A 13,964-nucleotide genomic window follows, 5' to 3' on the forward strand; every position below is an offset into this window, starting at 1 on the left:
GATTATCGTAGGTCTGTTCCGGATCGGTCGCCCGACAGCGGGCGGTCGTACCGGTAACTCGCTACGATAAGCACTATGAGAGTTACCGTTGCTGGATTGTAATGTGGGCCAATATATTCATAGGCAAGCCACCTCTATGTGGCGTAGTGTCTGATCGCCAGCCGGACTGGATCGTGGTCGACGACGACCCTCCAGTAGGAGGGGTAGTCCCGGCGCTGTCGCTGACGCCGGACGGGACGGTTCAGTTCGTCAACGACGCCTGGCTCACGCTGACTGGTCACGACCGGGCGACGGTCCTCGGTGAGCAATTGCGGGCGTTCGTCCCCGACGAGCAGGCTGGCAGACTCGAAACGGCGCTGCAAGAGATAAGCGCCGACCAATCAGTCGCGTGTGACCTCCGGATCGAACACGCGGATAGACTTCCGATCCATGTCCGCCTGTCGGGGCAGGCCGAACGGGACACGGACGGGGACGTTCGCCGGATCCACTGTCAGATGACTTCACGAACGGAACCGAGAGACTCGAGAGGAACGATCGTCGAACAGAACGCTCTCTTACGGACGTTGCTCGACGGATTACCCATCGGGATCCTCGCGGAGACGGCCGACCGGACCGTATTGGCGGTCAACGACGAGCTGCTATCCCTGTTCGATATCCCCCGCGATCGTCGCGATATGATCGGTGCAGACTGTGCCAGACTAGCAGCGGAAGCGAGCGACGAATTCGCTGATCCCCCGGCGTTCGTCGCCGGGATCGAGGCCCGAATCGACGAGGGGGAGCCGGTGATCGGGGAACGCCTCGAACGCACGGACGAACGAGTCTTCGAGCGAAGCTACCTACCGATCGAGCTCCCGACCGGAAGCGGCCACCTGTGGCTGTACGACGACGTCACGGAAGAACAGGCCCGGAAGGCCGACCTGAAGACGTACGAGCGACTCGTCGATGTCGCGCCCGTGGGTGTGTTTCGGACGACGACCGACGGGCGCGTCCTGACGACGAACCAGCGGATGGCCGACATCCTCGGCTACGACGGCGTTCCGGAACTTCTTGAGTCCCATCAGGCGCTCGAGCGTGATCTCTACGTCGATTCCAGGCGCCGCCAGACCTTTCTCGAACGGTTACAGACGGCGGGGATCGTCGAGGACTTCGAGTACGAGGCACGGACGAAAGACGGCGGTCGCCGCTGGCTCTCGATGAACGCGCGACTCCTCGACGAACGCGACGACGGCGCGCGAGTCATCACTGGATTCACCTGGGACGTGACTGACCGGAAGCGGCACGAGCGACAGCTGATGGTCCTCGGCCGGATCCTCCGACACAACCTCCGGAACGCGCTCACGGTCATCGAGGGACAAGCCGACCTGCTCGCCACCGGCAGTGCCGACTCGCCGGAGGATGCCATGGAGATGATCAGTAGTCACGCGGACACGCTGCTCGAACTCGCCGACAAGGAACGGGCCATCGTACGCTTGCTTCGCGGGCCGAGAGAACTGGGAACGAGAGACCTCAGCGCGATGGCAGCGACGGTTCGAGACGATCTCCGGGCAGAGCACCCAGAAGCCACGATCGATCTGACGGCACCGGAGTCCGCGCGGGCGACCGTGTGTCTCGGCTTCGAAGCGGCCATCAGAGAGCTGCTGGAGAACGCGATCGTCCACAGCGCGGAAGACGATCCTTGCGTCTCGCTGACCGTCAGGTCTGAGGGAGACGTCGTCGACATCGAAGTCGCCGATACTGGTCCGGGACTGCCCGATATCGAACGAGGAGTCCTCCGTGGAGAAGTCGACGAGACGCCGCTGTATCACAGCGCCGGCATCGGCCTGTTCCTCGTTCGACAACTCACCCAGGCCTCTAACGGCCGCATCCGTATTCACGATAACGAGCCTCGCGGCAGTGTCGTTCAGATTCGCGTCCCAGTCGCCGGCGAAGTCGAGGAGTGATCGGACAGCCCATGTCTCGTCACGACGAGCTCGTCCATCGCCCCCGCATGGAGGATGGAAACGGGACCTGTGGCCGAGTCCGAACCGCGGTTTGTCGATCTGTCCGTTCTCGGGGGTGATAATTGGGGGGGTAGGCCCTTGTGATCCGACGGTGAGTAGCAGGTATGGTACGGTCCGAGGAGACGGAGACGCCGTATCGGGATATCTTCGAGGCGTCGCCCGATCCGGTTTTCGTCCACGATCCGGAGACTGGCGAGGTCCTCGACGCCAATGCGGCGACTGCCGAGATGCTCGGAGTCGAGCAGGAGGCAGTCGTCGGGATGACAGTCGGTGATTTCAGCCCGCCGAGCTACACGAACGAGGAGGCCAACGACCTCATCAGGACGGCGGCCGACGAGGGTCACGCTGCGGTCGAGTGGCGCGTCTCGGGGCCGGACGGGACGATGCGCTGGGTCGACGTGAGTCTCGAAGCGGCGACAGTCGGCGGCGAACCACGGGTCTTGGCGTACGTTCAGGACATCACCGAGCATCGCGAGCGGGAACTCGAATGGCGCGACCGGACCCACCAATTGCAGGCGATCGTGGATAACCTCCCGGTCGTCCTGTTCACGCTCGACCCCGAGGGAATCTTCACCCATTCCTCGGGGAAGGGTCTCGAAGCGCTCGGCGTCGAGCCGGGTGATTTCGAGGGGCTATCGGTGTTCGACGTCTACGGTGACTTCCCAGAGATAGTCGCGGCTGCAGATCGGGCTCTCGACGGGGAGGAAGTACGCGTCACCCAGCGACTCGACGAACTGGTGTTCGAGACGTGGTACCAGCCCGTCTTCGACGATGCTGGGGACCTGACACAGGTCGTCGGTGTCGCGCGGAACGTCACCGATCTCAAACGCAAGGAACAACGAGTCAGGCGACTCAGCGACGCCACACAGGACCTGCTGTACGCCGAAACCGAACAGGAGGTCGCAGCGAAGGTCACCGAGATTGCCAGCGAAGTCGTCGGCCGGCCGCTCGCGGCGATGTGGTCGTACGACGAGGACGACGACGTCCTTCGACCCGTCGGCGCGACCGCGGAGGCGGCGACGTTCGGCGACGCCGAGGCGGCCGTCGAACTGCCCTCGTTCGGCGCAGGCACCGACGAAAAAGAGATCTTCGAGACGGGACAGACCACCGTCGTCGACGACTACCAGGCGCTGGCGAATCCGTCGGCGCCCGAGACACCGCTGGGGACGCTGGTGTGTCTCCCGCTCGACGACCACGGCCTGTTGACTGTCGGTTCGCCGGCGGTCGAGGAGTTCAGCGACACCGAACGACACCTGCTAGACATCCTCGCGAGTACGGCGACCGCAGCGATGACACAGGTCGAGCGCGAGCGACAGCTCCGGGCGTATCGCGACGAACTAGAGCGATCCAACGAGGCGCTCCAGCAGTTCGCCTACGTCGCCTCCCACGACCTTCAGGAGCCGCTGCGGATGGTCTCCAGTTACGTCCACTTGCTCGACAGCGAGTACGGTGACGAACTCGACGAGGAAGCCCAGGAGTACATGCACTACGCCGTCGACGGCGCGGCGCGGATGAAGTCGATGATCGACGGGCTGCTAGAGTACTCCCGCATCCAGACTCACGGGGAGTCTTTCGAGCCTGTCGACACGGACGCGGTCCTCGACCGGACGCTCGACCAGCTCGAACTGTTCCTCGAAGACGAGGGCGTCACCATCGAACGCGAGCCGTTGCCGTCGGTCGCCGCCGACGACGAACAGGTGAGTCAGCTGTTTCAAAACCTGCTCAAAAACGCCGCCATCCACGGCGGCGCGTCGACGATCTCGATCGGAGCGACGACCGACGAGAAGCACGTGACGTTCAGCGTGGCCGACGACGGCGTCGGAATCCCCGCCGACCAGCAAGATTCGCTGTTCGACATCTTCGCGCAGGGCCACGACACCGAAGGCGGCAGCGGCATGGGGCTGGCGATCTGTGACAGGATCGCCCACCGCCACGGCGGCGACATCTGGGTCGAGTCCGAGCCCGGCGAGGGAACCACATTCTATGTTACCCTGCCGCGCGTACAGGAGAACGACGATGAGTAATCCGACCGCCGACGCCGTCGAGATCCTGCTGGCCGAGGACAACCCCGGCGACGTCAAACTCACGGAGAAAGCCCTCGAACAGGGACACATCATCAACAACCTTCACGTCGTCACCGACGGTGTCGAGGCGATGCAGTTCCTCCGACGGGAGGGCGAGTACGCCGACAAACCCCGCCCGGATCTGGTGTTGCTCGACCTCAACATGCCGCGAAAAGACGGCAAGGAAGTCCTGAAAGACGTCAAGGACGACCCCGACCTCCGCCGGATCCCGATCGTCGTGCTGACCAGTTCCGAGGCCGAAGAGGATATCGTCAGATCCTACGATCTGCACGCCAACGCCTACCTGACCAAACCGGTCGACTTCTCGGGCTTTCTCGATATCGTCGAACACATCGAGGACTTCTGGCTGTCGGTCGTCAAGATGCCACCCGAGTGAGATGGCGCTTCAGGAATCTCACCTCTCGGTCCTACTGGCCGAGGACAACCCGGGAGACGCCCGCCTGGTCGAACGCTATCTCGAGACCGCCCAGCGAGACCAGTTCGTCGACGAGTACTCGTTGACGCACGTCGAGGATCTCGCCGCCGGGTTGGAGCGTCTCGGCGCGGGTCACTTCGACGTGCTCTTGCTCGATCTCGGGTTACCGGGTTCGACAGGAATCGACACACTCGACCGGGCAGTCGCAGCCGACCCACCCGCTCCGATCGTCGTCCTGACGGGCTTCGACGACGGGGAGACGGCACTGGAGGCGATCAAGCGCGGTGCTCAGGACTACCTCCCGAAAGACGACCTCGACAGCGACAGGCTGATCCGGGCGATCAGGTACGCCATCGAGCGCCACGATCAGGAACAGCGGCTCCAGCGCCAGACCGAGCAGATGGAGTTTTTCAACCAGATCCTCCGCCACGACATGCTCAACGGGATGAACGTCATCCGGGCCCGGGGCGATATCCTGGCCGAGCAACTGGAGGGAGAACAGGCCACGCAGGCCGACACCATTGTCGATTGGAGCGACGACATCATCGACCTGACGGAGAAAGTTCGGTCGATCCTGACGACGTTGACCGACGACGAGTCGCGTGACCTCCGGCCCGTCGATCTCGAACCGGTGGCGACCGCTGCCGCCGAGCGAGCGCGCTCGATGGGTGCGACCGTCGGGATCGACGTCCCCGACGACCTCTCGGTCAGGGCGGACGGACTGCTGGAAGACGTTCTGGCGAACCTCACGACCAATGCAGTCGAACACGGTGGTGCGGCTGTCACTGCTGAGATCTCGGCCACGAGGACCGAACACAGGGCCGTCGTCCGCGTCGAGGACGACGGCAGTGGCATCCCCGAAGACGAGCGCGACCGGATCTTCGAACGGGGACAGAAAGGAGCCGGATCGACCGGCACCGGATTCGGCCTGTACTTCGTCGACTCGATGCTCGACGCCTACGGTGGCAGCGTCAGCATCGAGGAGAGCGATCTCGGTGGGGCAGCTATCGTCCTCGAACTCCCGACGCCCCGGGAGTACGATGACTGAGGATCATCCACGAAATTTTACGTATGCGTAGAGCGTATCGTCGCTGATGGCCACCAAGAGCGCGCTCGCCCAGCAACTGGGTGTCGTCGCCGGGTTCGACGATCCGCGTGCGCCGTTAGAACAGTATCGGACACCGCCGGAAGTCGCCGCGTCACTCGTACACACGGCGGATCTCCAGGGCGACATCGAGGGTCGGACGGTCGTCGACCTCGGCTGCGGGACGGGGATGCTCGCCTTGGCGGCCGCCCTCCGTGGTCCCGAGCGCGTGATCGGGCTCGACCTCGATCCGGACCCCTTATCGACTGCCCTGGCCAACGAACGCCGGGTCGCCTCGACGACGTCGGTCGAGTGGCTCCGGGCCGACGCCACGCGCGCACCGCTGTGCTCGCCGGCCCCAGTGACGGTCGTGATGAATCCGCCCTTCGGCGCACAGTCCGGCAACGAACATGCCGACCGGGCGTTCCTCGAAACGACGGCCGACATCGCGAGTGTCTCCTACTCGATCCACAACGCCGGCAGTCGAGAGTTCGTCGAGTCCTTCGCCAGTGACAACGGCGGCGAGGTGACGCACGCCTTCGGGGTCGAACTCGATCTCCCCAGGCAGTTCGACTTCCACGAGGCCGACTCGGAGACGATCGACGCCGAAGCCTTCAGGATCCGCTGGCGTTAGTTCCGGCGGAGCGGTGGAATCTTCTTGTTAGCGATCCTGACACGCGTGCCCTCAGCGTTCGCAATGAGGTTTCGACCCCGGCGATCGAATCGGATGTCGCCGACGGTGACGCTCCCGCCGTCTTCGGGCATGGCGGCGACCCCGAGCGTCTCGTTGTTCCGCGAGACTGCAATCTCGAAGTCGGTCCCGGCTGGCCGGAGCGTGATCGAGCGATTGGCGATGATGGCCTCGGCGGTCGCCGGTTCGGACGTGTAGGCGAGTCGCGGCTGGCTATCCGGCGGGTACAGAGAGACACGGTACGTCTGTTCGCCACCGACGACGGTCCAGGTCGTTCGGGTCACCCAGACGGTTTCACGCCAGCCGACTCCGCCCACGCGGACGCGGGCGACGCCGGACTGAGCCAGCCGATCGGCCGTGGTGTGAACGTCCCAGACGTGTCGGCGCTCACTGGTGACGATCACGCCGCTGGTCTCGACGGCTGTCTGGGCCTCGATCTGGGGGAGGTCCACAAGCGGCACCTCGACGCTGTAGAGTTGATCGGTGACGTTCTCGGCGTAGCCGATCTGGTAATCCCGTACTTCGACCGGGTCGTTCGGCAGGTCGGTCCCCTCGAACGTCGTCGTGTTCAGCGCCACGCCTGCCAGTGCACACGAGAGCACGACCGTCACGAGGCCAGTCCTCGCGAGGGTCGACTTCGACGGCACGGACTCCCCGGTCGGTACCAACGGTTCGCGCTCGCCGATCGCGAGGACGACGACCGTCGCGACCCCGAAGACGAGCGCCACGCCGGCGGCCCGATGGAGGACGAACTGGCCGTCGCCGGCCGGCCAGTATACCAACCAGAGTTGCTGGACCAGCCCATACGTGAGAACGGCGCCGAAGACCAGGCTACGGGACGGCGAACTCTCCCGTCTACGGAGATACGCGACGGCGACCAGCACACCGACGAGAAAGCCGAGAAAGTGACCGATCGCCGAGATGTCCGCGAACCAGACGGTCCTGGTCCCGAGCCCGCCCGTTGCGAACGCGCTCACGGGTGTCGTGAACGCGTTGTACAACAGTCGCAGCACGTCGGTGGCCAGGAGGGCGGCGACGGCCGAGAGCGGTCGCACGAGCAGCGCGAATCCCGCGAGCGCGTACACCACGCCCGAGAAGCCGATGATGGGTCCGGGGGTCGCCACGGTCAGCGCCAGCCCGGACAGCAGGATCACGAGGAAGATTGCGAGCGGTCGTCCGTACGGACTGCTCCGCCAGTCTCCCCCTGCCTGTGTACCCCGCTGATGGGGGAAGTGGCCGACTGCGTACTCACAGATGGCACCGAAGACGACGAGCGAGATTGCGTTGCCCAGCAAGTGGTTGAAGTTCTGGTGGGAGAACGCGGCAGTGACGATCCCCAGCGGGTACTCGAAGGAATAGGCGACGAACGGGTACGTGACCGGTGCTTGCGGGTCGAAGATGTCGCCGCTGTAGGCTCCCTGGACGAACAGATAGACGGCCAGCAGGAACGCGACCGTCAGCAGTGTTCCCCAGGGAACCCCGAGGAGGAGCCGCGAGCGAAGGCGGCGAGCGATCGCTCCGTTCGGTCCATGCTGTCGGTATAACACGCCGATCGAAAGCATAGCGACTACAACGACCAGCAGTTGCAGGGGCCAGGGCGGCACCCCGTCCATGATCGCCCGACGGAGAAATCCAACGACCAGCGGGATGTCCACCGAGATGCTCATGAGCGTGTGTTTGGGGCCGGCGGCTTAGGCGTAGCGCTCGCGAACGTGACGCCGACGTTCGGTCTCACGCCCGTTCGCGATCTTCGTCGGAGTGGGCCCGGACCCACAGCTCGCCGATCCGCGAGAGCCGCGTCCGGTAGGACTTGCCGTGTGATTCCTGTTCGATGTAGCCTTTGCCGCCGGGACCGAGGCGGTCGACGTTGTACAGCACCTTCGAGCGGAAGCTGTCGGTGTACTCCTCGCCGAGTTCGCGGGCCAGCCCCTGGGCCAGCTCGGAGACGGACTCGAACTCCCCGTGCTCGCCGAGCGTGAACAGGATGAGTTCCTCGAAGGGTTTGACGTTCGAGAACGAGGCGACGGGCAACTCGACGACGTACGAGCCGTCAATCTCGGTCGCACCGATGGTCGTCCCGCGCTCGTCGAACTCCGCGAGCAGGTCACGGGCGTCACCGAGCCACTCGTCGATGCGGTCGTCGTCGATCTCCCGCTGGAGGTCCGCGAGCAGGTCGATCCCCTGGCGGAGCTCCTCGGCGAGTTCGGTTTCGAGGTACTTCTCGGGGGCGGTGTAGTAGGTGTGGATGCGGTCGCGGTCGCCCTCGCGTTCGACCATGATCGAGTGGGCCGCGGTGGCAAAGGCAAAGGAGACGGGGCGGGGCATCGCGGAGATGTTGACCCACACTTCGGCGTCTTCGCCACGGTCGAGTTCGGCGTTGATCAGCGCGTAGGCCTGCTCGAAGGCCGCGTCGTAGTCGTAGACGTCTTCGAGGGCGATACGTTCGGTTTCGGCACCCAGGAGGTTCCGAAAGTCGGTCTCGAGCTGGGCGGCGATCTGCTGGGAGTACTCGACGTTGGCCTCGCTGCCGACCGCGCCCTCCAGCAGTATGGCGCGGTCCACGTCGAGTTGCTCGCGCACCAGGGGCGCGATCAGCCGGTCGTAGTCGAACCCGACCGGCACGATGTGGGTGTGCATACACGAGGGGTGGGGCGGTGTTTATAAAAATCACCAGTCTTCGAGCGGTGGGCCGATTCGAGACGGTCTCGTGTACCGGTCGGGAAGCGACTGCGCCCCCAGAGGTGGCGTCAATTCGGGGGAGCCGGTCACGACAGGTATTTGCCACGGGCAACCGTACCATCCTGGCGTCCATGAGCACATTCATGGCAGCATTCACGGGCCAGTCGGCCCAGATCATCAATGCAGGATTCAGCGAAATATCTCATTCACGCACAGATCACCGCCAACGGGGTGGTCGAACGAAGTGACGTCGTCGGTGCGATCTTCGGTCAGACCGAGGGACTGCTCGGAGACGAACTGGAGATCCGCGAGCTACAGGAGTCCTCGAAGCTCGGCCGGATAGACGTCGAGATCGACTCGGAGGGCGGCAAGTCCTTCGGCGACGTAACCATCGCCAGCGGTCTGGATCGCGTCGAGACGGCTATCTTGGCCGCGAGCCTGGAGACGATCGAGCGCGTCGGCCCCTGTCGCGCGACGGCCGAGGTCGTCGACCTCGAAGACGTTCGGCAGGCCAAGCGACGGGAGGTCGTCGAGCGCGCGACCAGTCTGCTGGAGGAGTTCGACGACTCCGTGCTGTCGAGCCAGGAGCTGATCGAGGCGGTTCGGCGGCGGGCCCGAACCGAGCGGATCACCGAGTTCGAGGGCTATCCCGCCGGACCGCGCGCGGCCGACAGCGACGCGATCATCGTCGTCGAAGGGCGGGCTGACGTACTCCAACTGCTCCAGTACGGGATCAAAAACGCCGTGGCGGTCGAGGGGACCGACGTGCCCGAAGCGATCGCGCGCCTGACGAGCGAGCGGACGGTCACGGCGTTTCTCGACGGCGACCGCGGGGGGGAACTCATCCTCAAAGAGCTGGCACAGGTCGGTAACGTCGATTACGTGGCGTTCGCGCCGGCGGGCACGTCCGTCGAGGATCTCTCCCGTGAGGACGTCATGGCGGCGCTCCGGGAGAAGGTCGAGTTCGAGAAACTGCTGGCCGATGAGGACGCCGCGACGATCTCCTTCCCGGAGGACGCAGTGCCCCTCGACGAGTCCGAGGCAGCCGCTGGCGAGACCGACTCGGGGGACGTCGCAGGCGAGGCGGAGTCGGCCGCGACAGATGGTGCGGGTGCGGCGGCCACGGACGAGAAGTCTGCGGCCGGCCAGCAGCCCGCATCGGACGCGGAGACGGCGGCCGCAGCGTCGCCCGACGCTGGCGAATCGACGTCGGAGAAAGCCATGACGCTGTCGGATCACGTCGAGGCCGTCATCGAGGGCGGTAGCGGGACGGTGCGACTGCTCGACGAGGGGTTGAACCCGCTCGACGAGCGGTCGGCGGTGGAGGCCTTCGATGCCATCGAATCGGCCGAGGAGGTCCCGACGACGGTCATCGTCGACGGAGCAGTCGACCAGCGCGTGCTCGATGTCGCTGCCCAGCGCGGGGTCGACCGCGTCGTCGCCAGCGGCGAGGGACAGTTCGTCAAGAAACCGACGAGCGTCCACCTGCAGGTCACCTGAAACTGCCGGTCACTCACTTCGTTGCCGGTAGACGATCCCGTCCGTGCCGTCCTCGTAGTAGTCCGGCACGCGGTCGGCCACCGCGAAGCCGCGCGATTCGTAGAATTCACGGGCCCGGGTGTCGTCGGCCCGGGTCGTGACACGGACTCTCTCGACCCCGCGAGACCGGAGCCGTTCACAGATCGTTTCGAGCAAGGCTCTTCCGTGTCCCTGTCGCTGAGAATTCGTCGCGATTGCGAGCTCTGGGAGGTAGGCACGCGAGTCCCCGACGACCGCGAACACGTAGCCGACGATCCGATCGTCGTCGAGACAGACGAACCCAGGGAGTGGACCGTCGGCAGCGGCCGCGAGAAGGTCGGGACTCGGTTCGTCGAGGGCTGCTCGCTGGATCTCTCCGAGCCTGTGGTGGTCGGCAGGCTCGATCTCGCGAATCGTTCGCGTCATATCGGGGCCAGCCCGAGGGCGATCGCGAAGCCACCGCCAGCGACGCCGGCCGCGGCGGTCGCGAGGAAGTTCACGCCCTGGTTGCCGACGTATCGATCTTCGATCAGCGCGCCGAGCAGACTGTCGACGGTCATCCCGACGACACCCGCGGCGACGACGACGGCTGCGCCGGCGGCTCCGATGGTCTCGAACATCCCGGCGCCGATCCCGGCGATGATCGCCGCGCCGACGAGTCCGGCAAGCGCGCCCTGCCAGGTCACGCCGCCGTCGGTTCCCGGGTCGACGACCTCGAAAGTCGTGATCAGTCGCGGGCGATCGTAGAGGCCACCGATCTCGCTGGAGAGGGTGTCGCTCATCGCGGCGGCGACCGAACCGGCGAAGACGAACAGGAAGAGGTCCTGCGGGACGGCGTCGATCCGCGGGGCCGCGGCGTGGGCGATGACCGCAAAGAGCGCCACCAGCGAGTTCGCGAGGACGTTCCCGCTGCCGCGTGCCCCCTCGTTGGGCTGGGCGATACCGCGCTGGACTTTTCGGTCGTACTTGAATTTCGAGGACAGCCCGCCGAGACCGAAGAAGGTGATCAACATGGCGAACCAGCCGACGTCGCCGACGACTATCGTCAAGAGCCCGAGCAGGACGCCAGTCAACATCCCCGGGAGCGAGGCCGTCTCCAGGGCGAAGGAGACGTACCCCAGTGCGACGGTGATCCCAAGGGCGATGACGATCCCCTGGGGTGTCACGTCGATCGCCAGATCGGCAAATAGCCACAGCAGCAGGCCCACAGACAGCAACACGAGCGGGTCGTCGCGCTCGAACAAGACTGTGCGGAGCAGGGCGGCGGTGAGCGCGCCAGTCGCGGCCAGAAACGCCAGCACTGGGAGGTCGACCGGGAGGCCGAGGATCCGGTCGGCGGCGGCGTGAGAACCGAGACCGGCCAGGAAGGCGACGGCGACGAACGCGGTGGTCGCGGCGATCGGATCGGCCCCGCGGCTGCGGACGGCGTTGCTGGCAAGGTTGCCGAACGAGAGGACGAAGACGCTCATCGTGAACACGCCGATTGGCATCTCGAACTGCGTCGCCAGCAGCGAGAGGCCGGCGATCGAGAGGGCGAAGCCGGCCAGCCCGTAGAGGCGGCCGTCTCGGCGGTCGCCGGGGCGAGCGAACAACTCGAAGACGACGCCCCCCTCGATGACGTAGAGCGCGAGGGCGGCGATCGTGACGAACGGCGCGGCGGCGGCGACAGTCGCGACCGGGCGAGAGAATGTCTGGGAGACGACAGGCACCGCCAGCGAGATGGCTCCCACGGCGGCGAACGCGCCCGCACGGCGGACTGTCGAGGTCACGCTACCGGGCGTTTCCCCGAGAGGTACTTACCATTTCCGAACCCCGTGCGTTTAGGAGCCGGACCCTCCATGATCGACTGTGGGCCTGTACGACCGCTATCTCGGGGCGCGACTGCGCTACAGCGACGCCGACCTGCCGGAATCGGTCGCGATCATCCTCACCGAACGGGACCTCCTGGAAAAGGGTGCCTACGGGACGCTCGAATCGTGTTTCGACTGGGCGTTCGAGTACGGGGCCGAACACGTCCTCGTGTACGTCAGCGTCCTCGACGAGGAGGCCGTCCCGACGCTGGAGCGCCAGTTCGGCGACATCGACGCGCCAGCGCCGGTGGCCGTTCGCGGCCCGGGAGACGAACAACGCGCCGACGCACCCATCCAGGTCAGTATCGGTCTGGGTGGCAAACACGAGTTCGCCGCAACAGTTCGGAGCCTGGCCGAGGAGGTCGAAGAAGGTGAGATCGGTCCCGAGGACATCGACGAGGACGCTATCGAGGAGCGGCTGGTCTTCCCGACGGCTCCCGATCTTGTCATCAAGACCGGGGCCGAACGCCTTTCGGATTTCATGATCTGGCAGTCGGTCTACTCCGAACTGTACTTCACCGACGTCAACTGGCGGGACTTCCGCGAGCGCGACTACCTCCGGGCGCTGCGGGATTATCAGGAACGCCAGCGGAGATTCGGCCGGTAGGCCGAATCACGTCAGACCGTGTCTGACGGCTGTTTGGACGGTGAGCGCAGCGAGACGTCCAAACGCTGAAAGACGACTCGTGCGAGTCTTTCAGAAGTTCGGGCGTTGAGAGACGCACTCGCCTCGAACGGCCGTCCGCGGTAAAATACCCTTCGCTCGGAACCGAAAGTGAAAATAATATTGATAGTGTTGTTCGCCGTCCTTTTGGTCATGGGACGTGCTGAACTCACTCGCCGTCGAGTGCTTTCGGCTGGTGGACTGGCCACGGCAGGCGGGCTCGCGGGCTGTACCGACATCCTCGGCGGGTCAGATTCCGGTGGTCCTGACGAGACTGGAACTGTGAGCGAGGGCGTTCTCTCGTCGCTCCCGCTGGACGTGTTACTCACGTTCGACGACGGTATCGAGGACGTCTCGGGTAACGACCGACCAGTCTCGGTCGAGGGGGGAGAACTCGTCGAGGGACGGTCTGGTCAGGCGCTCCGACTCAGACCTCCGGACGAGTATTTCACCGTGCAGTCCGGTCTCGAAAGCCCGGGGTTCGATAGCGGCGACGAGGCAGAGCCTTTCTCGTATGCAGCCTGGGTCCAGATCCACAGCGCACACCGCCACGAACTCTTCACGAACGAGGGGAGCCGCCGGCGGTTGGCCATCAACTCGGATCGGCAAGTCTGTGGCCGGATGTGGGGCGGGCGGAGTGACATCGAGGGGTCTCCGGCCTGCGGAGCACAGGTCCCGCTCGAGGAGTGGGTCCACGTCGGCTTCGTGTTCACCGGCACCGAGGGCCGTGTCTACTACAACGGCGACGAGATCGCCCGCAATCCGTGGCGAGGCTACACCGGAAGCGCGAAGACGTGCAGCGGAAGCCGTGCGGCGGGTGGGGGCGACTGTGAAGCCGCCCCAGGCGAAGTCGACGCGACGATCGACGAGTGGGCGATCATCCGAACCGACGTCTCACAATCGACTATGCGCGAGCTTGCCTCGGCCTGACTGTCGTGACGTATGCTAGCATGCAGTAATTAACTCACTTCCGAATAAA

General features: G+C 65.1%; 12 protein-coding genes. 8 read left to right on the forward strand and 4 right to left on the reverse strand.

What is annotated here, in order from left to right; genetic code table 11:
* Positions 1-146 precede the first annotated feature (146 nt).
* The 5 genes from DV733_RS13300 to DV733_RS13320 all read left to right on the forward strand — a co-directional run bounded on the left by DV733_RS13300 (position 147) and on the right by DV733_RS13320 (position 6,217).
* Positions 147-1,940 (forward strand): PAS domain-containing sensor histidine kinase, encoded by a 1,794-nt coding sequence (locus DV733_RS13300; protein WP_049992479.1) that lies wholly within the window; start codon positions 147-149, stop codon positions 1,938-1,940.
* Positions 1,941-2,104: 164 nt separating this feature from the next.
* Complete coding sequence (locus DV733_RS13305; RefSeq protein WP_049992480.1) at positions 2,105-4,024, forward strand: PAS domain-containing sensor histidine kinase; 1,920 nt, start codon at positions 2,105-2,107, stop codon at positions 4,022-4,024.
* Positions 4,017-4,460 (forward strand): response regulator, encoded by a 444-nt coding sequence (locus DV733_RS13310; protein ID WP_049992481.1) that lies wholly within the window; start codon positions 4,017-4,019, stop codon positions 4,458-4,460. The genes DV733_RS13305 and DV733_RS13310 overlap by 8 nt, the downstream gene beginning before the upstream one ends.
* A 1-nt stretch (position 4,461) precedes the next feature.
* Positions 4,462-5,547, forward strand: coding sequence for a hybrid sensor histidine kinase/response regulator (locus DV733_RS13315; protein WP_049992482.1), 1,086 nt, complete (start codon positions 4,462-4,464; stop codon positions 5,545-5,547).
* A gap of 46 nt (positions 5,548-5,593) precedes the next feature.
* Positions 5,594-6,217, forward strand: coding sequence for an METTL5 family protein (locus DV733_RS13320; RefSeq protein WP_049992483.1), 624 nt, complete (start codon positions 5,594-5,596; stop codon positions 6,215-6,217).
* Here the strand turns inward: DV733_RS13320 and DV733_RS13325 are convergent.
* Positions 6,214-7,941 (reverse strand): rhomboid family intramembrane serine protease, encoded by a 1,728-nt coding sequence (locus tag DV733_RS13325; RefSeq protein ID WP_049992484.1) that lies wholly within the window; start codon positions 7,939-7,941, stop codon positions 6,214-6,216. The two genes, DV733_RS13320 and DV733_RS13325, sit on opposite strands and share 4 nt — an antisense overlap.
* Positions 7,942-8,005: 64 nt before the next feature.
* On the reverse strand, positions 8,006-8,911 hold the full coding sequence (locus DV733_RS13330) for an HFX_2341 family transcriptional regulator (RefSeq protein ID WP_049992485.1): 906 nt from the start codon (positions 8,909-8,911) through the stop codon (positions 8,006-8,008).
* Positions 8,912-9,133: 222 nt separating this feature from the next.
* Between DV733_RS13330 and dnaG the strand changes: the two genes are divergently transcribed.
* The gene (gene dnaG / locus DV733_RS13335) at positions 9,134-10,453 is read left to right on the forward strand and encodes a DNA primase DnaG (protein WP_049992486.1); all 1,320 of its coding nucleotides are present in this window, start codon (positions 9,134-9,136) and stop codon (positions 10,451-10,453) included.
* 9 nt (positions 10,454-10,462) lie between these two features.
* Here dnaG and DV733_RS13340 read toward each other — a convergent pair whose 3' ends face one another.
* Together DV733_RS13340 and DV733_RS13345 are read right to left on the reverse strand one after the other, a co-directional pair.
* Complete coding sequence (locus DV733_RS13340; protein WP_049992487.1) at positions 10,463-10,897, reverse strand: GNAT family N-acetyltransferase; 435 nt, start codon at positions 10,895-10,897, stop codon at positions 10,463-10,465.
* On the reverse strand, positions 10,894-12,240 hold the full coding sequence (locus DV733_RS13345) for a DUF92 domain-containing protein (RefSeq protein ID WP_049992488.1): 1,347 nt from the start codon (positions 12,238-12,240) through the stop codon (positions 10,894-10,896). The genes DV733_RS13340 and DV733_RS13345 overlap by 4 nt, the downstream gene beginning before the upstream one ends.
* A 79-nt stretch (positions 12,241-12,319) precedes the next feature.
* On the opposite strand from DV733_RS13345, the gene DV733_RS13350 reads away from it, so the two are divergent.
* Together DV733_RS13350 and DV733_RS13355 are read left to right on the forward strand one after the other, a co-directional pair.
* Positions 12,320-12,928, forward strand: coding sequence for an undecaprenyl diphosphate synthase family protein (locus tag DV733_RS13350; protein ID WP_049992489.1), 609 nt, complete (start codon positions 12,320-12,322; stop codon positions 12,926-12,928).
* A 210-nt stretch (positions 12,929-13,138) separates the two neighbouring features.
* On the forward strand, positions 13,139-13,915 hold the full coding sequence (locus tag DV733_RS13355; RefSeq protein WP_049992490.1) for a LamG-like jellyroll fold domain-containing protein: 777 nt from the start codon (positions 13,139-13,141) through the stop codon (positions 13,913-13,915).
* The last annotated feature ends 49 nt before the right edge of the window (positions 13,916-13,964 follow it).

Source organism: Halapricum salinum, assembly GCF_004799665.1.
Classification (GTDB): Archaea; Halobacteriota; Halobacteria; order Halobacteriales; family Haloarculaceae; genus Halapricum; species Halapricum salinum.

Bases quoted from the DNA above. Each gene is read 5' to 3' on its own strand.
- DV733_RS13305 (WP_049992480.1), top strand. From the start codon at position 2,105: ATGGTACGGTCCGAGGAGACGGAGACGCCGTATCGGGATATCTTCGAG.
- DV733_RS13340 (WP_049992487.1), bottom strand. From the start codon at position 10,897: ATGACGCGAACGATTCGCGAGATCGAGCCTGCCGACCACCACAGGCTC.
- DV733_RS13315 (WP_049992482.1), top strand. From the start codon at position 4,462: ATGGCGCTTCAGGAATCTCACCTCTCGGTCCTACTGGCCGAGGACAAC.
- DV733_RS13330 (WP_049992485.1), bottom strand. From the start codon at position 8,911: ATGCACACCCACATCGTGCCGGTCGGGTTCGACTACGACCGGCTGATC.
- DV733_RS13310 (WP_049992481.1), top strand. From the start codon at position 4,017: ATGAGTAATCCGACCGCCGACGCCGTCGAGATCCTGCTGGCCGAGGAC.
- DV733_RS13355 (WP_049992490.1), top strand. From the start codon at position 13,139: ATGGGACGTGCTGAACTCACTCGCCGTCGAGTGCTTTCGGCTGGTGGA.
- dnaG (WP_049992486.1), top strand. From the start codon at position 9,134: ATGCAGGATTCAGCGAAATATCTCATTCACGCACAGATCACCGCCAAC.
- DV733_RS13320 (WP_049992483.1), top strand. From the start codon at position 5,594: ATGGCCACCAAGAGCGCGCTCGCCCAGCAACTGGGTGTCGTCGCCGGG.
- DV733_RS13325 (WP_049992484.1), bottom strand. From the start codon at position 7,941: ATGAGCATCTCGGTGGACATCCCGCTGGTCGTTGGATTTCTCCGTCGG.